Source organism: Anoxybacillus tepidamans PS2, assembly GCF_000620165.1.
GTDB classification, from domain to species: Bacteria; Bacillota; Bacilli; order Bacillales; family Anoxybacillaceae; genus Anoxybacteroides; species Anoxybacteroides tepidamans_A.
This window is the reverse complement of record NZ_JHVN01000010.1, coordinates 121,088-142,015: the sequence shown is the minus strand read 5'-3', so window position 1 is coordinate 142,015 and position 20,928 is coordinate 121,088. Positions and strand designations below refer to the sequence as shown.

23 protein-coding genes and 1 tRNA gene are annotated in these 20,928 nt (G+C 41.3%); 20 read left to right on the top strand and 4 right to left on the bottom strand.

The features are described 5' to 3' along the window. From N667_RS19455 to N667_RS0109950, 16 genes are all read left to right on the top strand, one after another. A partial coding sequence (locus tag N667_RS19455) for a zinc ribbon domain-containing protein (protein WP_084279099.1) occupies positions 1-165 on the top strand: 165 nt, incomplete at its 5' end. A 142-nt stretch (positions 166-307) separates the two neighbouring features. Further along, a complete protein-coding gene (locus tag N667_RS0110020; RefSeq protein ID WP_035098657.1) occupies positions 308-1,486 on the top strand; it encodes a chromate transporter in 1,179 nt (392 codons plus the stop codon). Positions 1,487-1,565: 79 nt separating this feature from the next. Then, positions 1,566-2,009, top strand: a complete 444-nt coding sequence (locus N667_RS0110015) for a hypothetical protein (RefSeq protein ID WP_027409441.1) — start codon at positions 1,566-1,568, stop codon at positions 2,007-2,009. Positions 2,010-2,012: 3 nt separating this feature from the next. Next, a complete protein-coding gene (locus N667_RS0110010) occupies positions 2,013-2,342 on the top strand; it encodes a hypothetical protein (protein ID WP_027409440.1) in 330 nt (109 codons plus the stop codon). A 2-nt stretch (positions 2,343-2,344) separates the two neighbouring features. Then, positions 2,345-3,607 (top strand): glutathionylspermidine synthase family protein, encoded by a 1,263-nt coding sequence (locus tag N667_RS0110005; protein ID WP_027409439.1) that lies wholly within the window; start codon positions 2,345-2,347, stop codon positions 3,605-3,607. 5 nt (positions 3,608-3,612) lie between these two features. After that, positions 3,613-4,011 (top strand): DUF350 domain-containing protein, encoded by a 399-nt coding sequence (locus N667_RS0110000; RefSeq protein WP_035098655.1) that lies wholly within the window; start codon positions 3,613-3,615, stop codon positions 4,009-4,011. Positions 4,012-4,139: 128 nt separating this feature from the next. Further along, on the top strand, positions 4,140-4,733 hold the full coding sequence (locus N667_RS0109995) for a LysE family translocator (RefSeq protein ID WP_027409437.1): 594 nt from the start codon (positions 4,140-4,142) through the stop codon (positions 4,731-4,733). A gap of 290 nt (positions 4,734-5,023) precedes the next feature. Beyond that, positions 5,024-6,202, top strand: coding sequence for an acyl-CoA dehydrogenase family protein (locus N667_RS0109985; protein ID WP_027409436.1), 1,179 nt, complete (start codon positions 5,024-5,026; stop codon positions 6,200-6,202). Between the two features lie 173 nt (positions 6,203-6,375). Next, entirely contained in the window at positions 6,376-7,137 is a 762-nt protein-coding gene (locus N667_RS0109980; RefSeq protein WP_027409435.1) for a beta-ketoacyl-ACP reductase, read from the top strand. A gap of 21 nt (positions 7,138-7,158) precedes the next feature. After that, complete coding sequence (locus N667_RS0109975) at positions 7,159-7,608, top strand: MaoC family dehydratase N-terminal domain-containing protein (RefSeq protein WP_027409434.1); 450 nt, start codon at positions 7,159-7,161, stop codon at positions 7,606-7,608. Then, complete coding sequence (locus N667_RS0109970; protein WP_027409433.1) at positions 7,605-8,006, top strand: MaoC family dehydratase; 402 nt, start codon at positions 7,605-7,607, stop codon at positions 8,004-8,006. The genes N667_RS0109975 and N667_RS0109970 overlap by 4 nt, the downstream gene beginning before the upstream one ends. A gap of 242 nt (positions 8,007-8,248) precedes the next feature. Further along, entirely contained in the window at positions 8,249-9,460 is a 1,212-nt protein-coding gene (locus tag N667_RS0109965; RefSeq protein ID WP_027409432.1) for a DNA polymerase IV, read from the top strand. A gap of 193 nt (positions 9,461-9,653) precedes the next feature. Beyond that, complete coding sequence (locus N667_RS18560; RefSeq protein WP_409978180.1) at positions 9,654-11,558, top strand: diguanylate cyclase domain-containing protein; 1,905 nt, start codon at positions 9,654-9,656, stop codon at positions 11,556-11,558. Next, on the top strand, positions 11,464-11,925 hold the full coding sequence (locus tag N667_RS20375) for an EAL domain-containing protein (protein ID WP_409978182.1): 462 nt from the start codon (positions 11,464-11,466) through the stop codon (positions 11,923-11,925). The genes N667_RS18560 and N667_RS20375 overlap by 95 nt, the downstream gene beginning before the upstream one ends. A gap of 13 nt (positions 11,926-11,938) precedes the next feature. Next, positions 11,939-13,576, top strand: a complete 1,638-nt coding sequence (locus N667_RS0109955; protein WP_027409431.1) for a thiamine pyrophosphate-binding protein — start codon at positions 11,939-11,941, stop codon at positions 13,574-13,576. Positions 13,577-13,591: 15 nt separating this feature from the next. After that, positions 13,592-13,999, top strand: coding sequence for a carboxymuconolactone decarboxylase family protein (locus N667_RS0109950; RefSeq protein ID WP_027409430.1), 408 nt, complete (start codon positions 13,592-13,594; stop codon positions 13,997-13,999). 674 nt (positions 14,000-14,673) lie between these two features. Here the strand turns inward: N667_RS0109950 and N667_RS0109940 are convergent. Further along, the gene (locus tag N667_RS0109940) at positions 14,674-15,573 is read right to left on the bottom strand and encodes a DMT family transporter (protein WP_027409428.1); all 900 of its coding nucleotides are present in this window, start codon (positions 15,571-15,573) and stop codon (positions 14,674-14,676) included. 207 nt (positions 15,574-15,780) lie between these two features. On the opposite strand from N667_RS0109940, the gene N667_RS0109935 reads away from it, so the two are divergent. Both N667_RS0109935 and N667_RS19785 read left to right on the top strand, forming a co-directional pair. Further along, positions 15,781-16,239, top strand: coding sequence for a GNAT family N-acetyltransferase (locus tag N667_RS0109935; RefSeq protein WP_027409427.1), 459 nt, complete (start codon positions 15,781-15,783; stop codon positions 16,237-16,239). 16 nt (positions 16,240-16,255) lie between these two features. Further along, on the top strand, positions 16,256-16,408 hold the full coding sequence (locus N667_RS19785) for a hypothetical protein (protein WP_156936111.1): 153 nt from the start codon (positions 16,256-16,258) through the stop codon (positions 16,406-16,408). 356 nt (positions 16,409-16,764) lie between these two features. On the opposite strand, the gene N667_RS0109925 is transcribed toward N667_RS19785, so the two are convergent. Continuing rightward, the gene (locus tag N667_RS0109925) at positions 16,765-17,262 is read right to left on the bottom strand and encodes a DUF1572 domain-containing protein (protein ID WP_027409426.1); all 498 of its coding nucleotides are present in this window, start codon (positions 17,260-17,262) and stop codon (positions 16,765-16,767) included. Positions 17,263-17,409: 147 nt separating this feature from the next. On the opposite strand from N667_RS0109925, the gene uvsE reads away from it, so the two are divergent. Next, complete coding sequence (uvsE, locus tag N667_RS0109920; protein WP_027409425.1) at positions 17,410-18,375, top strand: UV DNA damage repair endonuclease UvsE; 966 nt, start codon at positions 17,410-17,412, stop codon at positions 18,373-18,375. Between the two features lie 248 nt (positions 18,376-18,623). Here the strand turns inward: uvsE and N667_RS0109915 are convergent, their stop codons facing one another. Both N667_RS0109915 and N667_RS0109910 read right to left on the bottom strand, forming a co-directional pair. Next, positions 18,624-19,844 carry an MFS transporter gene (locus N667_RS0109915; protein WP_027409424.1) on the bottom strand — a complete coding sequence of 407 codons (1,221 nt, stop codon included), beginning with the start codon at positions 19,842-19,844 and terminating at the stop codon, positions 18,624-18,626. A 29-nt stretch (positions 19,845-19,873) separates the two neighbouring features. Continuing rightward, entirely contained in the window at positions 19,874-20,317 is a 444-nt protein-coding gene (locus tag N667_RS0109910; protein WP_027409423.1) for a MerR family transcriptional regulator, read from the bottom strand. A gap of 226 nt (positions 20,318-20,543) precedes the next feature. On the opposite strand from N667_RS0109910, the gene N667_RS0109905 reads away from it, so the two are divergent. Further along, positions 20,544-20,615, top strand: a tRNA-Gln gene (locus tag N667_RS0109905). The last annotated feature ends 313 nt before the right edge of the window (positions 20,616-20,928 follow it).

The following is a 20,928-nucleotide window of genomic DNA, read 5'->3' as shown; positions in this document are numbered from 1 at the left end:
TTTGCCTCTTCCCAACTCTGTTCGTGCTGTGGCTACCAACACAAAGACGTGAAGAATCTCCACCTTCGTGAATGGGAATGTCCATCTTGTGGAACCCATCACGATCGGGATCAGAACGCGAGTATCAATATTCTAAAAGAAGGACTGCGCTTGTTGTCGTGTTAGACAACGGAACCGTTGGGACGACGGGGATCGCCTACTAAGAGAACCGAAGGAGGCTTCGGTGTTCGTAGGAATCTCCCACTTTGAAACGAAGTGAAAGTGGGAGTAGTTCAATGGAAGATCGTGTGTATGGGGGAGAAGCTAAATGCAAAATATGCGATCAAAGTCTTCTGTTTTAGAAGTGTTAAAGGTTTCCCTAAAGCTAGGTCTTACCTCGTTTGGTGGCCCGATTGCCCATTTGGCTTATTTTCGTGATGAATATGTGAACAAAAGGAAATGGATTGACGAAGCGACGTATGCCGAGTTAGTAGCGTTGTGTCAATTCCTCCCCGGTCCTTCGAGCAGTCAAGTTGGCATGGGGATTGGATTGCTGCGCGCTGGGGTATGGGGGGCTTTGGCGGCATGGCTTGGATTTACTCTTCCTTCTGCTTTAGCGCTTATGTTGTTTGCGTATTTTTATAAAGAAACTTCGCTTCATCACCTGGGATGGCTCCATGGTCTGTTAGTGGCAACGGTAGCCGTTGTGGCGCAAGCAGTATGGGGGATGGCACAAAATTTTGCTTCAGACCGCCTTCGCGCTACGATTGCCGTCGCAGTTGCGATGTTTACGTTGCTCGTTCCACATGTGATCGTTCAAATTAGCGCGATTGTCGGTGCTGGCATTGCGGGGACGTTTTTGTTTCGCAATGAACAGGAGATCACACGCGCTTATACATTCATTCCTATTAGCCAAAGAACGGCAAGCAAGTTGCTTTTTTTATTTGCCGGTTTGCTCGCGCTATTACCGGTTGTTCGTTTGTTGTTTCACTCGCATATCATTGCCCTTATTGATAGCTTTTATCGTGCTGGGGCTTTTGTATTCGGCGGGGGACATGTCGTTCTTCCGTTATTGCAATCGGAAGTTGTTCCAGCGGGATGGGTAACAGAAGAACAATTTTTAGCCGGTTATGGAGCGGCGCAAGCGGTACCTGGCCCGCTATTTACATTCGCATCCTACATTGGAATGGCGAGCTTTGGCTGGATCGGTGCTATTATTGCGACGATGGCTATTTTTTTCCCTTCCTTTTTGCTAGTGTTCGGTGTTCTTCCGTTTTGGAATTCGCTTCGCCACCATCCGCGTTTTCAAGCCGCGTTAAAAGGAGTAAACGCGTCGGTCGTAGGCATTTTACTTGCGGCGTTGTACGATCCTGTTTGGACAAAAGCAATTCAAGGACCACTTGATTTTTGTTTAGCGTTATTGTCCTTTAGTTTGTTGTTGTTTTGGAAATGTCCCCCTTGGTTGGTTGTAGCTATATCAGCGGCCAGTGGCATGTTATTTCTATAAATTACCTAGCCGTGCCTTGAGTGAAACCAATTTTGTTCCTGTTCGTATGTATAGATACATCTGATAAGGAGGGACCATGTTGCACAGGTTAGAATACCGGCTTTGGCTTGGCGAAGAACATTATCGCCTGCTTTATGTTTATGAATGGATCGATTTGCCACAAATGATCGCGCGACGCGAATGCGAGTTTTTTGTCAAAGAAGGGATTACGTATCGGCAAGTTTCCTCAGCGCTAGAACACGATACGTTTGTCATTTATGTAGAGGAATATGATAGAGGGATACAAGCGGCTGAAATGGATAGTGATGGCTTGCGCCTAGAGGTTCGAGAGCTTAATGCCGGCTTGATTACAGCATTCGAGCTCTCTTCTCATCTTGATGTATTAGCCTATATTGGAAGTTCATTCACATATTTTCAAGAACGGGAATGGCTTCGGGATAGCGCGGAAATTGATGAAGATCGGAAAGTCTATGTTTTGTACGTGACAGCAACAGGATTTGTCGTGGATGAAGAGGGGGAATAGTTAATGAATAAGACCAAAAAAATGATGATGAGCGTTCTGACAGCATTGGTGGCTGTTTCTACAAGTGCTTGTAATGATGAAAATTTACCTCCTAAACCAGATGATCCGGATTGTGACGAATGGGAATGGGATGCATCAACGGGCACGTATGTTTGTGACGATGATGATAGCTCTCACTATCGCCATCATTTCTACGGTGGCCGTTATTATTCTTCAAAGCGTAAACTGCAACAATCTGAGTCCTATAAAAGCTACCAGAGAAGCGCAGAATTTAAGGCGCGAGCTAAATCGGGAATTGGCTCAGGAACAAAAGGAAGCTTTTTTGGAGGGTGAACATGTATTCAATAGAGGAACATCGGAAACGGAGAGCGCAATTTTATGCTCGATTTCCTGATTTTTGGGCGGATTTATATGGGATAGAATATGCTTTATTTGACTATTATCCAATGGCATTTGAAGAGGCGGAAAGAATCAAGGAAGCTGCAAATCGTATTGGCCATTTGTATCGGAAAACAGCAAAACTGTTGCGGCAGCTGTCGGATGAAACGCTGAAAATGTTAGGATTTCCTCAAGAGTCGCTTCCATTTTTGCGCATTGTCACGCTTTCAGCAGAAACTGTCATTGCACGAGCCGATTTTGCCTGCGTGGACCGTACATTTAAACTGCTCGAATTCAACGCCGATACCCCGACGTTCATCCGTGAAACGTTTGACATCAACCAACAATTCGCGTCTTTTTTCAAACGAGTATCGCCAAATCATGGTACAGAAAGACTCATCACTAAAGCAATTCAGCTTGCGGTGCGAAGAGTGGCAAAAGAGGAGCCCTATGTTGTATTTACTTCGCATGCGGATCATATAGAGGATCGAGAGACCGTTCGCTATTTGCAGCGGTTAAGCCGTATAGAATCCGCCTATGTGCCGCTTCATGAACTGCGTGTCGTTTCAAAAAATATAGAACTTGAAAATGGGGAGATATTACGGCGCGGTTTGTACGATGCGAAAGGGCGACGCATCGATGTGCTCTATCGACAAACGTATCCTCTTGAGCACTTAATCGAAGACCGTTCTCCCGACGGAGAAAAAGTAGGAATCGAGCTGCTTGAGCTGTGGAAAGAAGGTGAAGTCGCCCTAGTGAATCCTCCGTCTGCCTTCTTACTGCAATCAAAAGCGGTGCAAGCGCTTATCTGGGGATTGTATGAAGAACGGTCTCCTTTTTTTACCGAGGAAGAGCATGAATGGATCAGCGGGCATTTTCTTCCTACGTATCTCGACGAAGAGTATTTCTTAGCGAAACAAACGATGTATGTACAAAAACCGGCGTTTGGTCGCGAAGGGGACACAGTAGTAATCAAACACGGAGACGGAACTGTAGCAGCTGCTGACAGCCATCAGACATATAAAGATGAACTTTCTGTTTACCAGCAATACGTTTCACTGCCTGAAACCGTTATTAAGACGATTGACGGACCAAAAACCGTAAAGCTATTGCATACGTGCTTTGTCATTAATGGGGAAGCGGCTGGTATCGGCATGAGGGCAGGGGGAATGATTACGGATAATTTGTCTTATTATTTACCAGTTGTAATGAAAGGGTGAACTACATGGAGTATATTTTAAATTTTGTTCTTTACACCTTGCTAGGGTTAGGGCTCATGGGAATTGGGGTCGGCTTGTTTAGCTTAACAACGAAATTCTCTGAACGTGAGTTAATCCGCCAAGGCAATATGGCTGTCGCATTGAAGCTTTGGGGAAAGGCGCTAGGGTTAGCAATTGTCATTTATGCCGCTTGGAGCAACAGCATCAACCTATTAGATGCTCTCTTATGGGGAGCGATTGGAATTGCAACGCAAGTGGTTGTATATTTTGTGCTGGAATACATTTTCACCCCGAACACGAATCTAGCGAAAAAAGTAGAAGAAGGCAATCTCGCCGTCGGCTTTAGCTTATTTGCCATTTCGATTATTGTAGGATTGATCGTCGCTGGAAGCATGTCTTATTAATTGGCATAGCAAATGACGATTCATTTTTTTGTGAGCCCGAGTGTTTCAATCGGGTCTTTTTTACTCGAAAAAGAAGGAAGTAGTTAAGGAGTCGCAGCTAAGACGTAGAAAGAGGGAGGCGAAAAGGAATGGATTTACTCAAAGGGCTAATTATCGGATTTTCGATTGCTGCTCCGGTTGGACCGATCGGCATTCTTTGCATACAAAGGACATTAGCGCAAGGGAGGCTGTTCGGATTTGTGTCAGGTTTAGGAGCGGCCACAGCAGATGCGATATATGGACTTGTTGCGGGGCTTGGATTGACCGTTTTTACCCATTTTCTCGTTGAACAGCAAACGTGGATTCGGCTGATTGGCGGTCTGTTTCTTGCTTATTTAGGAATCAGAACATTGATGTCCGGGGCTTCGGAAGCGCCAGCGAATGCGCGGCGCGGAGAGGGAATATGGGGAGCTTATTTTTCGATACTATTTCTCACATTCTCCAATCCGATGACTATTTTATCTTTTGCCGCTATTTTTTCGAGTTTCGGTATATCTCATCGTTCCACCTTTGTTTTCGTTGGCGGTGTCTTTATAGGTTCGGCTTTATGGTGGCTGTTTCTCAGCGGTTTTGTCGGCTTTGTTCAGCATCGGATTCAGCGAAAGTATTTAACATTCGTCAACCGTGTGTCCGGCATGATTATTTTAGTATTTGCCGTTGGTTCTTTGTATAGCCTATTATAACCATGTGATTTTCTCCTATAGGAAGAAAATCACATGGCGCTTATAAAAGAGTTGAATTTTCTAAAAATTATAAATATAATACAATTAACATACCAACCGGTTGGTATAATACTAGATATATAAGCATAGTTATCATATGGGGCCAAGTGTGTTGATGAATTTACTAACAGTATTCTTTGGTCTTTGATTTATTCTCCCGTTTAAATATCTGTGAGCGTATAGCGTTTGAATCCGGCGTTTCTAAAGCCAGAGTCATGGAACCATTTTAAAATGGATGAGGAGAGGATTGGATGTTTTTACGCCTTACTGATGAGCAAAAAATGGCGCAAAAAGCGATTCGGAAATTTGTTGAAAAAGAGCTTATGCCACTGGAAAACGAGGTGCTTCGCAATGAAAGGGAAGGAAGGCCAAGCCTTTCTCCAGAAAAAGTGAAGGAACTGCAACTTAAGGCAAAAGAAGCGGGGTTTTGGGGCATTAACACGCCCTCTGAGTATGGCGGAGCCGATTTAGGAAATTTGATGATGGCCATTGTTATTATGGAAGTATCGAAAACGTTTGTCCCGTTCCAATTCGGAGGTTCGGCTGATAACATCCTTTATTACGCGAATGAACAACAGAAGAAAAAGTATTTGATCCCAACGATTAACGGTGAGAAAAAGTCGTGTTTTGCCATGACCGAACCAAGCGCTGGATCGGATACAAGAAATATTAAAATGACGGCTGTCAAAGATGGGGATGAATGGGTATTAAATGGGGAAAAAACGTTTATTACAGGCGGAAATGAAGCTGATTTTGTCATGGTTATTGCTATCACTGATAAAGAGCGCCATAAGGCGACGTCTGGTCGAGATGGTGTCACGTGTTTTATTGTGGATCGTGATATGGGCTGGCGATCGGAACCGATACATACGATGGGACACTCGACACCGGCTAGCCTCGTATTCGAAAATGTACGCGTTCCCGAGGAAAATATTTTAGGAGAGTTGCACGAAGGATATAAACTTGGTCTCGAATGGATCGGTTACGCCCGCTGGGTCGTTGGGGCGCGGGCGGTTGGGGCTGCAGAGAGGTTATTGCAGATGGCCATTGATTATTCCAAAGAGCGCATTACGTTCGGAAAGCCAATTGCCGAGCGCCAGGCGATCCAATGGATGATCGCAGATGCGGCGACTGAAATCGAGGCAGCGAAATGGCTTGTTCTCAATGCGGCTTTTACCCTTGATCAAGGAGAAGACAACCGCCATTTAGCATCAATGGCGAAGCTGTTTGGAGCCAACATGGGCAACCGTGTAGTAGACCGCGTCATGCAAATTCACGGAGGAATGGGATATACAAAAGACATGCCTATTGAACGTTGGTATCGAGACGCAAGGCTTTGGCGGATTTACGATGGAACAGATGAAATTCAACGAATGATTATTGCTAGAAATCTATTAAAAGGACATGTTAAACTTGGCCAATTTCTATAAAGGTGAGAGCGTGATCAAAAAGGCTATCCCTATTGCGTGCGACCTAGGAGCGAGGAACGTGCCCTCACTCCTGGGCCACTCACCCAACAATATGCAATTGTCAAAAAGCAATCAAATCAACCGAAATTTCAATTAAAAAACCTTTCTAAACTACTATACGAGGAGGAATTGTAATGGGAAGATTTGCAGGAAGAGTGGCATTTATAACAGGTGGAAGCCGTGGGATCGGAAAGGCGATTGCAGAACTTTTTGCCGAAGAGGAGGCCAAAGTAGCGATTATTGATTTGAATGAAGAAGCATTGTATGCGACCGCAAATGAGTTAAAGGAGAAAGGGTATGCAGTATATGCTAAAGTTGCGGATGTGACCGATGCATCGCAAGTCGAACAAGTAGTAAAGGAAATCGTCGATACATTCGGAGCGGTTGACATTCTTGTAAACAACGCTGGAGTGATTCGCGACAATCTGCTGTTTAAAATGACAGATGCTGATTGGGAAACGGTTATGGACGTTCATTTGAAAGGATCGTTTTATTGTGCCCGCGCCGTTCAGAAATATATGGTGGAAAGAAAATATGGACGCATTATTAACATCTCATCCACGTCCGCCCTCGGAAATCGCGGTCAAGCGAACTATGCCACCGCTAAAGCAGGATTGCAAGGATTTACAAAAACATTGGCTATTGAGCTTGGCAAATATGGAATTACTACGAACGCAGTCGCCCCTGGCTTTATCGAAACAGACATGACAAAAGCGACAGCGGAGCGGATCGGCATTTCTTTTGAGCAGTTAATTCAAGCAAGTGTCGCACAAATTCCGGTTGGACGAACCGGAAAACCATCAGATGTTGCTCATGCTGTCGCCTTTTTTGCCGATGAAAAATCATCGTTTATTAATGGCCAAGTGCTATATGTCGCTGGAGGTCCAAAAAATTAACATAAAAGGGGGGCAAAAGCGATGTTTGCTGCATATGTAGGTCGGTGCTCCAATAAAGTAAAAAATATCGTCGAAAGGGGAGCGGTCAAAAAATTTGCTGAAGCGATCGGCGATCCCCATCCGATTTATTGGGATGAAGAAACCGGAAAAAAATCACGCTATCAGATGAACATTGCTCCTCCAACATTTCCTCGCGTGTTCGACTACGGCATCATTGAAGGATTGAACCTTCCCAACAAAGGTCTTATTCACGGCGAACAGCAATTCCATTATGAGCGGCCTTTGTTTGTAGGGGAAGAAGTATTTTGTTATTCAAAGATAGAAAGCTATTACGAAAAACAAAGCAGCATGGGGAAGCTTGGACTTTTAGTGGTTAAGAACTATGGAGAAGATGAGGAAGGGAATGTGATTTTTACGTCTTCATCAACGATTATTATTACGGAAGCGGTAAGAAAGGCGATGGCGCTATGACAAAGTTAATAGAATTGCAGGTTGGTGATTGTTTAAAAGAGGTCGAGCTCCCTCCTGTTTCTAGAATCGACTTGATTAAATATGCTGGAGCTTCAGGGGATTATAATCCGATTCATACGATCGACGAAGAAGCGAAAAAAGCGGGGTTGCCTGGTATTATTGCCCACGGGATGTGGACGATGGGGAATCTAACTAAACTGTTTACACCATACTACGAACAAGGGTTTATACGTGATTACTCGATACGGTTTAAAGGAATGGTCTTTCTCGATGACATCGTTACGCTCAAGGCCACACTGAAAGAAAAAGAGAGAAATCGGCTCCGCTTCAACGTTTCAGCCGTCAATCAACATGGAAACGAAGTGATAACGGGAGAAGTAGTGTTTGTAACGTATTGATCCGTCATATTCTAAAAAGCATTACTTCAGAGAATCGAAGTAATGCTTTTTCATTATCGTTTCCCCGCGGTAAAAGTCTTTATGATAATATAATGAACAAGAAGTTTAATATTTTACTGTCAAACGAAATGTAAAGGATTTGGCGCTTACTTTTAGATTGATAAACGTGCTAGAATAACACTCTAATGAAATAGTTTTGTGAAATTCAATTGTGTCGAAAAATGTATAGGGAGTAAAGGGACATGGAATCGATCAAAGCGAACAAAAGACGCGTGATTTTACATGTCGATTGCAACTCATTTTTTGCCAGTTGCGAGATTGCTCGAAATCCCGCACTAAAAGGACAGGCAGTTGTGGTAGCGGGAGATCCGAAAGAGCGAAGAGGGATCGTGCTTGCGGCTAATTATATCGCTAAACAACGCTTTGGAATCTATACGACGATGCCGCTTTGGGAAGCGAAGAAAAAGTGTCCGCAGTTAGTCGTATTACAACCGAATTTTGATTTATACAGAAAAACAAGCAAGGAAGTATTTCAATTTTTATCTTCATTTTCTTCTATTTTAGAACCTGCTTCGATTGATGAAGGGTATTTGGATATTACTGATTGTCATGAGCCCGGGTCGCCTTTAGAAATGGCCGAACAAATTCAAAAAGGATTGCTGCGATCGCTGGGGATTCCTGTTAGTATTGGCATTGCTCCTAATAAATTTTTGGCGAAGATGGCGAGCGAGATGAAAAAACCGTTAGGCATTACAGTCTTACGAAAACGCGATGTGCCGGCAATTTTGTGGCCTCTTCCGGTAAAAGCGATGCACGGAGTGGGAGATAAAACAGCAAAAAAACTGAATCAGATCGGCATTTTCACGATTGGTGATTTAGCTAAAGCGGAAAATCTTCTGCTCGAACAAGTTCTTGGGGTCAATGGGATCCGTTTGAAAGAACGGGCGAACGGAATGGATGAACGAACCGTTGATCCGGAGGCGAAAGAAAAATGGAAATCAGTAGGGAATTCTACAACTCTCTCCCGCAATGTGATGGAAGAGCGCATTCTTCTTGAAGTGTTGCGCGATTTAGCGCAATCGGTTAGCGAGCGGATGAAGCAAAAGCGCGTCGTTTCTTGTACAGTACAAATAATGATCCGCTACAGCGATTTCCAAACGATTACCCGAAGTAAAACATGGGACGATCCATTTCAGGAGCCGGAAGAAATTTTTCAGTATGCATCCTACTTATTTAAACGTCATTGGAACGGCAATCCGGTAAGGCTATTAGGCATTACAGCCTTAGATGTATTTGATAAAAAAGAAGCGGTTAAGCAGTTGGATTTGTTTCACTTTGAAGAAGAAGCAAAAAAAGAAGTGCTATGGAATACGGTTAAACGACTGCAAGGAAAATTTGGCGATGGCATTATTCAACCAAGTTCAGAGCTTCTTCACAAAAAACGTAAAAGGTAAAGTGCTGCTCCATTGCTCGCCAATCATTCAACAAGTCATGGTTAGAACGTTAGTTTATTAAGTGGAGTTGCTCTCATTACTTTTCTTACTCTAATCGTATTTAAGCGTTCAACAAATTAGTTAGCGACGAAATAAAATTTTTGCTAAAATAGAAGCTGGTTTATATATTTTTTAATGAGGGTGAGTTTGCATCATGAGCAGGGGGACAGTGCATCTTAGATATGAGGACCCTTTTTTTATTCGTGAATCTAAGGAACAATGTCGGAATCTTGGATTGGATCCCGCGGAGATTCCCACTCCTTTAACGATAAATGATGAAAATTTGGCATGCATTAAAAATGAGTACATAGAGGTTTTAGAGGTAGTAAGGTTTTTTGTTTCAAAGCTATTAAACATGATGATGGGCACCCCTATTCTTGTTGTTATTACAGATCAAGAAGGAGTAATTCTAGAAATGGAAGGGGACCATACCATCAAAAACATGATTCAACAGCTCGGATTTAAGCCAGGGGTCCAGTTTTCTGAGAAACATAACGGAACGAACTCTATCAGCCTATCATTAAGGATGAAACAGCCTGTACAAGTAATTGGAGAACAACATTACCATTACTTTTTAAAAAAATCTGCATGTTATTCCGTTCCGTTTCACTTTGTAAAAAACGGGCTGCAGCTCGGTACGATCTCAATCATGACGTCGATAGATTATGAAAGCCCGTTGCTATTGACGATGTTGACGGCAGTAGTCGATTCTATTGAGCGTGAAATGCTGTTGCGGAAGCAAAATCGAGAGCTAAATATATTAAATCAAATTGTAATGGATTCGGCAAAAACAGGGATTATTTTAACCGATAAAGATGGTAACGTTACGGATTTTAATCGCTATGCTGAGAAGCTTACAGGTTGGAGCAAGAAGAGCGTGCTAAATGAACCGGTTCAACAGTTGAAACCTTTAGGTCAATGGGTCTATAAGGTTCTTGAAACGAGGCAGACTTTATCAGATATCGAAATTAACATCAACCACGATTTGGCCGGTGGTAAAATTATTTGCCTGTTTGACGGAATGCCGATATATGATGAAAAAGGAGAATTCATCGGCGCTTTTGGTAAATTTAGGGATATAACAGAGCGCTACGAAGCAGAATCAAAAATTAAATATATGGCCTATCACGATGATCTCACTAGCATTCCTAATAGGAGATATTTTTATCAAAGTTTAAGTGAGGAATTAGAGCGAGCGGCAAAAAATAAGGAAATGCTGGCTGTATTTTTGCTTGATCTAGACCGTTTTAAAATTATTAATGACACACTCGGACATAATAAGGGTGATTTGTTACTTATTGAAGTTACTAAACGTCTAAAGGAGTATTTACAAAATAAAGCAAAAATTTTCCGAATGGGCGGGGATGAATTTACGATTATCCTTCCAAGTCTTCATAAAGAAGCTGATGCTATTTCAGTCGCTAAACATATTATCGAATTGATACGTAAGCCGTTTATCATTCAAGATTCCGAGTTTCATATAAGTACAAGTATAGGAATTGCCTTTTACCCGCATGACGGAAACGATATTGATGGATTGCTTATGCGGGCAGATACAGCTATGTACCGTGCAAAAGAACATGGAAAAAACCAATATGTTGTTTATAACTCAAACATGAACGAGCGATCTTTCGCCAATTTTGCATTGGAGAAGGAATTACATAGAGCGATACAAAACAATGAACTTGTGTTATATTATCAACCCCAAATTGATTTGAAATCTGAAAAAATTGTTGGGGTAGAAGCGCTTATACGTTGGGAACATCCCGAGCTCGGGATGATCTCTCCAGCAAAATTTATACCGTTAGCAGAGGAAATGGGGTTGGCTGTAGCTTTAGGAGAATGGGTTTTGCGTAATGCATGTCAACAAATAAAAAAATTGGCAAGATATAGGGATCGCTCCTTTGAGAGTTTCTGTAAATCTGTCTCCACAGCAATTTATCCAGCAAGGGCTGTTGGAAACAGTGAAAAGCATTTTACGAGAAACAGATCTAGCTCCTCAATATTTGGAGCTAGAAATTACCGAATCGATGGCAATGGACGTAGAACGCTCTATTGATACTTTACAACGGCTTAATCAGTTAGGGGTACAAATTGCCATGGACGATTTCGGGACCGGATATAGCTCGCTAAATTACTTAAAAAATTTCTCTATTCATCGCTTAAAAATTGATCGTTCCTTTGTCAATGACATTATGGAAGATCAAAATAACGCAAAGATTGTTAGCGCTATTATTTCAATGGCTCATGGATTAAACCTCGAAGTCATTGCAGAAGGAGTTGAAACGAGGGAACAAGTCCATTTTTTACGTCAATTAAACTGCGATCAAATTCAAGGCTATTACTATAGTAAACCGTTACCTGCGAGGGATATAGAAAAAATGTTAATTTCATCTCTAAATCGTAACAATGAAAATAGCAATTGAAGGAGTAGTAAAAATGAAAAAAACAGTTGCAGCACTAGCAGTTGAACATTTCAAAAAATTTGGAGTACAACACGCTTTCGGTATTCCTGGTAAAGCTGTTGTACCTTTACTTCTAGAGATGGAAAAGCAGGAAATGTCGTTTGTTTTGACAAGACACGAATCAGGAGCAGGCTTTGCAGCAGGAGGATACGCTCTGCAAAAAGGGACTTTAGGTGTCGCTGTAGGAACGTCCGGTCCAGGAGGAACGAATATGTTAACAGCAGCTGGCCAAGCAAAAGCGTTCCATTTACCTGTTTTGTTTATTACAGGCCATCCCTCTATGAAGGAAACAGGTAAAGCGCTTGGACAAGATTCTACTGCGTTTGGAACTGATCTTGTTAAAATGTTTGAACCTGTTACTCTCTTTAGTGCAAGGGTAGAGCGTGGAGATCTTTTCCCAATGTATTTTCGCCACGCATTAGAAAAAGCATGGACGGGGAGAAGGGGACCGGTTCACTTATCCATTCCGTCCGATGTATTGAGAGAAGAAATTGAATCGTTCGATTTAGATCTTCCTGATTCCTTATCGATGGTATCGTCGAACATAGAAGAAGTAGTTTCTTTACTTGAGCAAGCTCAATCTCCACTGCTTTTTATAGGTAAAGGCGCACATCTTTCAAAGGCCTATGAAGAGATTAAATGGTTGTCAATGCGCTTTAATATTCCTATTATTACTACGCCGGGAGGAAAGGGGGCAGTATGTTCCGACCATCCAGGGTATTTAGGACCGTTTGGGCTTGGTGGAACAGAAGAAGCTTCTCAATACTTGAAAAAAGGCGTAGATTTGTTAATAGTCATTGGAACAAAATTAACAGACATGACGTTAGCAGGGTTCACCCCAGACATGTATCCAAAACAAATCATTCAATTTGACTGCGATCCAACGTTTGTTGGAAAATCCATTCCTGTTCCGACGTTGGCTGTTATCGGGGATGCGAAAGAAAATCTTAGAGCTTTGCTATATAAAGCATCAGAGGAGAACAAACTAAACACATCTTCACGTTCGTATAGCATATCAAACCATAAAGAGGAAATGATAGCAGAGGATGATCAATGGCTTTCAGCGGCACAGGTGATGAAAATTCTTAGAAAAACCCTGCCAGCAAGCACGATTGTCTTTGGAGATGATGGGAGTCATACTTTTTATGCAATTAAATATTTTGATATTTTACAAGAGGGGACTTTTTTCTTTGATGATGTGTTCGGCACTATGGGCCATGGGATAGGATATGCAATCGGTGCCAAATTAGCAAATCCTGAACGTCCGATTGTTTGTTTGACAGGTGACGGTTGTACGTTAATGCATGGCACAGAAATATCGACTGCGGTTTGCCACCAAATCCCTGTCGTTTTTGTAGTCATTAACAATGGAAGACTTGATATGGTTGATAAAGGGATGAGATATAATGTGGGGCGTGCTGTAGGTACAGTGTATGAGACTCCAGTAGATGTTCATTTATTTGCCCAGTCCCTAGGGGCAGCGTCTTTTCAGTGTGCCAAGGAGCAGGAAATTGAACAAGCCGTTTCTTTTGCTTTGCAACATTCAGGGCCTACTGTTATTGAAGTTTTAGTGAATCCTGACGAAATCCCGCCAACGATGAATAGAGGTTAATAGGAGTGAAGCATCATGAGAAATGACCGATATCAAAGAGGGTACGAAACATTACATAGATTAGCCGGTGAATCTGGCAAAAAAGTTGTGGAAAATATTCAGTCATTTGCTCCTGATTTCGGAAAGATGATGATTGAATTTGGTTTCGGGGATGTCTATTCTAGACCTGCCTTCGATTTAAAACAGAGGGAATTAATTACCCTCGTTTCCTTAATTACTCAAGGAATAGGAGAGAGACAGCTTTTATTTCATTTTAAGGCTGCTCTTCGTGTCGGCTGGACTATTGCAGAATTGATTGAAATTATTATCCATTGCGCTGCTTACGCCGGGTTTCCAAGAGCTGCTGCGGCTTTGGAAATTCTCCAACAGTTGAGCAATGATTTGCAATCGAGTGAATATGACTGCCTTGATCAAGAGAACTAGTAGAATCAATATGCCCCCTTTTGTATTAATTAAAAACACTCAAACAATGCTAAGACTCACCGTTTCTCATGTGTTGAGATTTCGGTGGGTCTTTTAAAATTCATCATTTTTTTGTTATTTGGGGAGATGGGTAGCTGGACCAAAAAAGGTGCAGCAATTTCTTGTTCACCCATAAAAATATCATGGAACTTTCTAAGTATATAGCCGCATTAGTAAGCTTGCTTTTTTGTAAAGCGAAAAGGGACCCCTTGTATAAAAGGGGTTACTTGGCCAAAACGCTTATGTACCGTCAAAAAGGAGTGACCTGATTTTGTAATTAACGGGGTGAGTACAGGCATTTGGTCTTCTGCTAATTTTTTTAGTAGGATTTTTTCGGTGCAAATGTGCTCTTCTTGACTTAATCCAGAGTCCACTCGTATAACATATGATCCTAATGACGTTGTTATTTTTAAATTAACATTAAATAACCCTCCTAATTCACCGTCGATGCTTATAACCTCGCCTAATCGGTACTCCTCACATATTTTGTGGATTTCATATGGATTGGGATTATATCGCATCAACGGATCATGATCTATTTAGTCGGTAATCTTTTTCCTTCCATTCCTTATCTCCTCTTCTAAACGACATAGTAGATCTTTAAGTAAAATCTAAATCTGTATTGAGTTCTATATTCACTGCTTAATGTTTATTTGATGCTCGCTGTATTCATTTTTCGGCGCTTTAGTTGCTAAGTAGACTCCTGACAGCACAAGTACCCCGCCGATGAGCTGCGAAGGATGAATCGTTCCACCTAATAAAAATGTAATGATGGCCGTGAACAAAGCAATTAAATTCAAATAAATTCCTGCATAGCTCGGTCCTAATTTTTTTACGGATATATTCCACAACAAAAAGGAAATAACGGATGGGAAAATACTGATATAAAGGGTACCAATTATCGCGTTTTTGTCTAGGGAACCTAATGGAAACGGCCAGAAGAAAAGAAAAGGAATCAACAAAACAATGCTGAAAAATACAGAACATGTAGTTGCTGTAATCGGCGGAATCGCTAACTTTTTTCCGATAATCGAATAAAGGGCCCATACGATGCCAGCGAGCAGCATCATTAAATCCCCACGATTGTAACTAGTTTGGAAAACGAATTGCAACTGCCCATTAGTTAAAATAAATAGGACGCCGACAAGTGAGATGACAAAGCCAAGCAAATTGATAATTGATACTCGTTCTTTCAACAGAAAATACGAGAAAATAACAATAACAGCTGGGTTTAAGGCATTTACAATGGCTGCGTTCATTGGAGATGTGTATTGGAGAGCGCCGTACAAAAGCAGGTTATAACCGATGATGCCAAGAACGCCGGTTGTAAGCAACGGCAACCACGATTGTTTTAATACTTCAATATAGCGTGGGCGCTCCAATATGTAAGAGATAGGAAGAAGAAACACAAATGCGATGCTCCAGCGAATGAATGTTAGCCATAAAGGCCCTGTTTCTTCAATGACGTATTTTCCGATCACATAATTGCCTGCCCAAAATAAGTTAGCAAGCACTAAAAATATTCTCTCTTTCATTTTGTTTTCTCCCCTCCGACATTTTACGAATGTATTTGTGCATAAAATCGTATATTTTAATTGTTGTACAGCGCTTGCTGGGGGATGATGGTTAGATATAAGAAAAGTGTTGTTATTTCATAAATTATACATATAAAATAGGAGGGTGTAAATATTTGTAATTGTTCACTGTTTAATAATAAATTGTTCGAGAAGGAGAGAAAAAGTTTGATACAAAAAATAGAAACACGCTTCCCAAAGTGGGCACAAGCCGTTTTAGAGCTTCAGTTAGCTTCGTATGCCGTCGAAGCAAAACTAATTAATTTTGATGATCTTCCTCCTTTAAAGGACACTGTTGAAACGATACAACAGTCAGATGAAATCTTTTACGGCTTTTTTGTTCGAGAAACGCTAGCCGGGGCTATTTCGTATGAACGTCAACATCAAACGGTACATATTTGCCGGATGATGGTTCATCCCGACTATTTTCGCCGCGGGATCGCGAGCTCCCTTATTCAATTTATATGTGATTTAGAAAATGATGCAACAGAAATAACTGTGACAACTGGTACAAACAACGCACCGGCGATCCACTTATATAAAAGGCACGGTTTTAAGGAAGTAGGAAAAATAGAGGTGGCAAGCGGGATCTATATAACAAAATTTTCAAAGCGCCTAGCTATGTAGTTGTGATGCGGAAGAGATGTTTACGATCGGTGCGTTTATTAGAGGAAAGCTGGCAAAGGCGGTTAGTTCGCGGCCTTACGCTAAAGCGTATTTAGTTGAGAGAACAGAGCATGGCATTCAAGAAACCATAATCGATACGCTTTACTTGGGTGAAGAGGAAAAAAGATAAGAGGATGTGCGATTAGACAAAGGAGAAAAATGGGGTATAAGTGCACGGTTTCTGGCCATTGGGAATACGATGAGTGATAGTAAACCTCTGTTTTTCCCTGACTTTGATGTAAATTAGCGCGTTATTTCAGAAAAAATCGGGAGGATTGTGCAAATTCATTACTTGGTCAAATAGTTGAATAGGTGTTTATAGAGAATTTTGGAAGGATCGATTTTGAACCGACCCTAAAAAGTTAGACACAACTAACAATTGGGGGCTGTTCATTTTCGATCCTTTTTTACTGGAATGTAGAGCCCGTAAATAAGAGAATTGATTCTCTGCCACGTTGTCCTATAGTGAAACAGAGCAAAATAAATTCAACCTTTTTTTCTTGGAATGGTCAATGTTTGCCAATCGGTCGATTTCAACTGCTTAGCAATATAGGCGATCTGTCCGATATGATACGAATAGTGGTACATTTGCCGTTCAATCGCTTCGATAACTGAATGCGGTGCATCACGAATTGTAACGGTTTGCAATAGATCATCTTCGCGAATGTCGTTCAAAGTCGTTAAAAACGTATCCCATCCTTTTTCCCAACAAGCTAGCACTTCGTCCCTTGTATTGAAGTCGTTAATAAATTCGCCATCACGATTTCTGTTTGGTTTTTCGCCATCAGAATAAAAAAAATCAGTCCAGCGCGAGATCATGTTTCCGCTCATATGTTTGACAATGACAGCGACACTGTTCGACTCTTCATTAGGACAGTAGAACATCTGCTCATCAGATAGTTGTTCTATCGCTCGTTCCGCCGTTTTCTTCATATCGAGAAAACGCTCCCGCACGACCCGCAAATATTCTTGACCTACGTTCATAAGCGCACCTCCACGAAATATACTCTATTTTATTTTATTCCACGCTATCACCACAATTCCTAGCATGTACAAAAGTTTTTAGACTGTGGAGGAATGAATGGAATGATGTTCCTTTAAACAAACCATACTAACTTTGAGGTGGAAGATATGACAATTGTAAGACTTGGATACGTCGCGATGAGTGTGCATTTACACAATTGTTCACCATCGCAGACGATGACATTTGCCCAATTTCAAAAAATCAAAGATCGCGAAGCAGCGATTAAAAAGCTCGAGCGGATCGCGGTCTCTAATTTAGAAAACTGTTTGCGACTATTGAAGCATAATAAAGCACACGACATTCGCTTTTTTCGTTTGAGCTCAAGACTAATCCCACTTGCCAATCACGAGGAATTAGACGACTGGAATTATATGAAGCCGTTAGGGGATATATTAGAACAGATTGCGGAGTTTCTACACAATTATCCAATGAGAATCGACTTTCACCCAGATCATTTCGTGTTGCTTAACTCACCAGATGCGGACATTTTAAAAATGTCAATAAAAACGCTGCGCATGCACGAAAAACTGTTAAGAGGAATGCAAATCGATCCACAACATCGTTGCGTCCTTCATATAGGAGGAGGGTACAACGACAAAGAGCAAGCGTTGGAACAGTTTATTCATAATTGGGGTTTCGTTCCAATCGATTTGCAGAAGATGGTGATGCTCGAAAATGACGACACGACGTTTACTCTGCAGCACACACTTTACCTGTGTGAAAAGCTTAATGTCCCGCTTGTATTTGATTTACATCACCATTTGGCTAACCATGAAAATGAAGATTGGAAGCAGCATTGGGGACGTATCGTCTCGTCATGGCAGCATTCACCGTTGCCGCTGAAAATGCATATTTCAAGCCCGAGAAGCGATCAAGATTTCCGGGCCCATAACGATTTTATTGATGCACAAATGTTTATGAATTTTTTAAATGAAATTAAAGGAACGGTAGAACAAATCGACTGTATGATTGAAGCGAAACAAAAAGACGAAGCTTTATTTCGCCTCGTCAGAGATTTAGAAGGTTATAAAGAAGTTGAATTTATTGATGGAGCCAGTTTTTATATTAGATAAAAGCGAAAAGGGGACACCGAAATTTGAACGCGTGTCTCTTTTCTTTTTATTTCAACATAACACAAGTTTAGATCTATTTAAATAAACTATGTTCTAAATAATCAAATATCTAAAAAAGAATTATCAGTTAAACATAGAAAGAGACGTCATAGATTGGCCCCAATTTTTTGTTTTAATAAAAATTCATTTCGTTTTAGCGATAAAAAATCCGCTTCAAAAAATGAAGCGGACCTCTTATTTCTTTTTAATTAGTGGTGTGATGAAACTGCTTGATCTATATGCTGCAAGTGCTTGCTTCCAAGTAAAATAGCAAAAATCCCAAAGGTTACTGCAAGTGCACCGGTATAGAAAGGAACATGCGGATTATACCATTCAGCTAATTTGCTTGCCAGCCACGGACCTATTGCCCCAAAAACAAACCGTATGAAACTGTAGGCCGCTGAAGCCGTGGACCGCTCAACCGGAGCTGCCACCATAACAGCTGTCGTAATCAATGTATTATTCACACCTAAGAATGCTCCAGCTACAACAACAGCTATAATTACAGTTATTTGCGAGGATGTCCAAATCCCCATGACAAGCAGGGTAACAGCAAAGCACAGTAGCATAGCGCACATTGAACGAATCGTTCCCAATCGGCTCTGCAGCTTAGGCGCTACGAAGACGGAAGTAATGGCTAGAAAAAGCCCCCATCCAAAGAAAACAAACCCAAGTCCATGCTCATTTAAATTCATGACAAACGGCGTGTATGCCATCAAAGTGAAAAAGCCAAAATTATAACATAAAGCAACAATTCCTAACATTAAAAGAGCAGGATAACGCAATGCTTTAAACGGATCAGCAAGGGAAGTTCTTGTTTTTGGTTTCGGTAATTTTGGCAGCAAAATAAAAATAGAAGTGAATGCCAAGGCCATAAGAGCACCTACGCCAAAAAATGGACCGCGCCACGAAATAGAGCCTAATTCCCCACCAAGCAATGGCCCGACGGAAATCCCTAGGCCGAGGGCAGCTTCATATAAAATGATCGCTTTGGCTGGTCCGCCATGGGATAATCCGACAATGGCAGACAGAGCCGTTGCGATAAACAAGGCATTGCCAAGTCCCCAACCCGCTCGAAATCCAACAAGTTGTTCAATGCTGTTTGATAATCCCCCGAGAACGGAGAATACAACAATCAAAAAAGTTCCTGCTAATAAAGTCCCTTTAGTTCCGAATCTGCTCGAAACAAATCCAGTGATTAACATAGCGAGTCCCGTGATCAGCGTATAGCTTGAAAACAAAAGAGAAACCTGGCTAGGAGAAGCATTTAATTTGCTGGCGATAGCCGGAAGAATGGGATCGACCAGCCCTAATCCCATGAATGAAATAACACACGCAAACGCTACCGCCCACACCGCTTTAGGCTGATCTAATATACCAGCTTTTTGAGGTTGAAGTTCCTCATCAGTCAATTTTAATGTAGATTTCATAAATCAATCCCCCCAAAAAAATGTGTAGATTACAAATTGGACAGTTCTTGATTGATTTTTACCATTGCCGCTTGTGCACGTTCTCTAAGAGTCTTCAGTTCCGATTGGACACTAAGTATTTTCTCGATCTTTTCCTCAATCATTTCAAGTTGATCATCAAGTACTTCTATAATTTCAGCTAGTTTTACTTTCCGTTCCTTGGGATCGGTTACTTTTCGATAGTCGGCACGTTGATTTTCTAATGTTTCTCTTAGCGAAATAAAGTGTTGTAACTCTTGTAGCGTAAATCCTAATACTTCTTTAGCGATTGTAATTTTTTTTAAAAACTCAACATGCTCTTGTGTATAAAGTCTCGTTCCTCCTTTGCTGCGCGGAGGGGGAGGCAAAAGGCCAATTTCTTCATAGTATCGAATAGTCCGTTTACTCAACCCGCTTTGTTTTGCTACATCGTCAATCTTTAATATTTCATCCATAAAATGACAACCTCCTATTGATATTATTATATTTACATTTAACGTTAACGTCAATTTTTTTAAAAATAATAGTTGAGCAATGAATTAAAGGGTGTATATATAGAAAACATTTTTCATCGCTTGTTGTTTGATGAAATGCCAGATCTCTAGTCCTGAGAAAAAGTTTGAAATTTCTTATGTATAAAAACAGGAAAACAGGGGATTACTATACTCGACAGATTGATATTGGGCTATAGCCAAGCGGTAAGGCAACGGACTTTGACTCCGTGATGCGCTGGTTCGAATCCAGCTAGCCCAGTTCCATTCATTTCGCTAAATAACATATAGCATAAGCCATTGCCGTTTTTCTTTTGTACAGTTAAGATAAGCGGGATGGCTTTTTTTCTGCAAGCAAAGAAATTAAAAAAGTAAAAAAAATCAAGTTATTTGGATTTTCCGCTAAATCGTAGTAAAATGGAAAATGTAATCGTTTTATCTCTCATGAATCTGCCGCGATATGCGAAATCTGCACATCAATGGGGGAGATAGAGTGCGAGGGTGGCACTCTGTTGTGTACGATTTTCGCGCACTGCGCTCTTTCATGCGAGAATTTGTAATTAGTCTTGGAGGGT

What these genes read in the sequence shown, in the direction of transcription:
- N667_RS0109970 (WP_027409433.1), top strand. Translation starts at nt 7,605, where the DNA reads ATGACAAAGTTAATAGAATTGCAGGTTGGTGATTGTTTAAAAGAGGTC.
- N667_RS19785 (WP_156936111.1), top strand. Translation starts at nt 16,256, where the DNA reads ATGTTTACGATCGGTGCGTTTATTAGAGGAAAGCTGGCAAAGGCGGTT.
- N667_RS0109985 (WP_027409436.1), top strand. Translation starts at nt 5,024, where the DNA reads ATGTTTTTACGCCTTACTGATGAGCAAAAAATGGCGCAAAAAGCGATT.
- N667_RS0109980 (WP_027409435.1), top strand. Translation starts at nt 6,376, where the DNA reads ATGGGAAGATTTGCAGGAAGAGTGGCATTTATAACAGGTGGAAGCCGT.
- N667_RS0109910 (WP_027409423.1), bottom strand. Translation starts at nt 20,317, where the DNA reads ATGGATGAAATATTAAAGATTGACGATGTAGCAAAACAAAGCGGGTTG.
- N667_RS0109975 (WP_027409434.1), top strand. Translation starts at nt 7,159, where the DNA reads ATGTTTGCTGCATATGTAGGTCGGTGCTCCAATAAAGTAAAAAATATC.
- N667_RS0109940 (WP_027409428.1), bottom strand. Translation starts at nt 15,573, where the DNA reads ATGAAAGAGAGAATATTTTTAGTGCTTGCTAACTTATTTTGGGCAGGC.
- N667_RS18560 (WP_409978180.1), top strand. Translation starts at nt 9,654, where the DNA reads ATGAGCAGGGGGACAGTGCATCTTAGATATGAGGACCCTTTTTTTATT.
- N667_RS0109955 (WP_027409431.1), top strand. Translation starts at nt 11,939, where the DNA reads ATGAAAAAAACAGTTGCAGCACTAGCAGTTGAACATTTCAAAAAATTT.
- N667_RS0109950 (WP_027409430.1), top strand. Translation starts at nt 13,592, where the DNA reads ATGAGAAATGACCGATATCAAAGAGGGTACGAAACATTACATAGATTA.
- N667_RS0109995 (WP_027409437.1), top strand. Translation starts at nt 4,140, where the DNA reads ATGGATTTACTCAAAGGGCTAATTATCGGATTTTCGATTGCTGCTCCG.
- uvsE (WP_027409425.1), top strand. Translation starts at nt 17,410, where the DNA reads ATGACAATTGTAAGACTTGGATACGTCGCGATGAGTGTGCATTTACAC.
- N667_RS0110020 (WP_035098657.1), top strand. Translation starts at nt 308, where the DNA reads ATGCAAAATATGCGATCAAAGTCTTCTGTTTTAGAAGTGTTAAAGGTT.
- N667_RS0109925 (WP_027409426.1), bottom strand. Translation starts at nt 17,262, where the DNA reads ATGAACGTAGGTCAAGAATATTTGCGGGTCGTGCGGGAGCGTTTTCTC.
- N667_RS0110005 (WP_027409439.1), top strand. Translation starts at nt 2,345, where the DNA reads ATGTATTCAATAGAGGAACATCGGAAACGGAGAGCGCAATTTTATGCT.
- N667_RS0110000 (WP_035098655.1), top strand. Translation starts at nt 3,613, where the DNA reads ATGGAGTATATTTTAAATTTTGTTCTTTACACCTTGCTAGGGTTAGGG.
- N667_RS0109965 (WP_027409432.1), top strand. Translation starts at nt 8,249, where the DNA reads ATGGAATCGATCAAAGCGAACAAAAGACGCGTGATTTTACATGTCGAT.
- N667_RS0110010 (WP_027409440.1), top strand. Translation starts at nt 2,013, where the DNA reads ATGAATAAGACCAAAAAAATGATGATGAGCGTTCTGACAGCATTGGTG.
- N667_RS0109915 (WP_027409424.1), bottom strand. Translation starts at nt 19,844, where the DNA reads ATGAAATCTACATTAAAATTGACTGATGAGGAACTTCAACCTCAAAAA.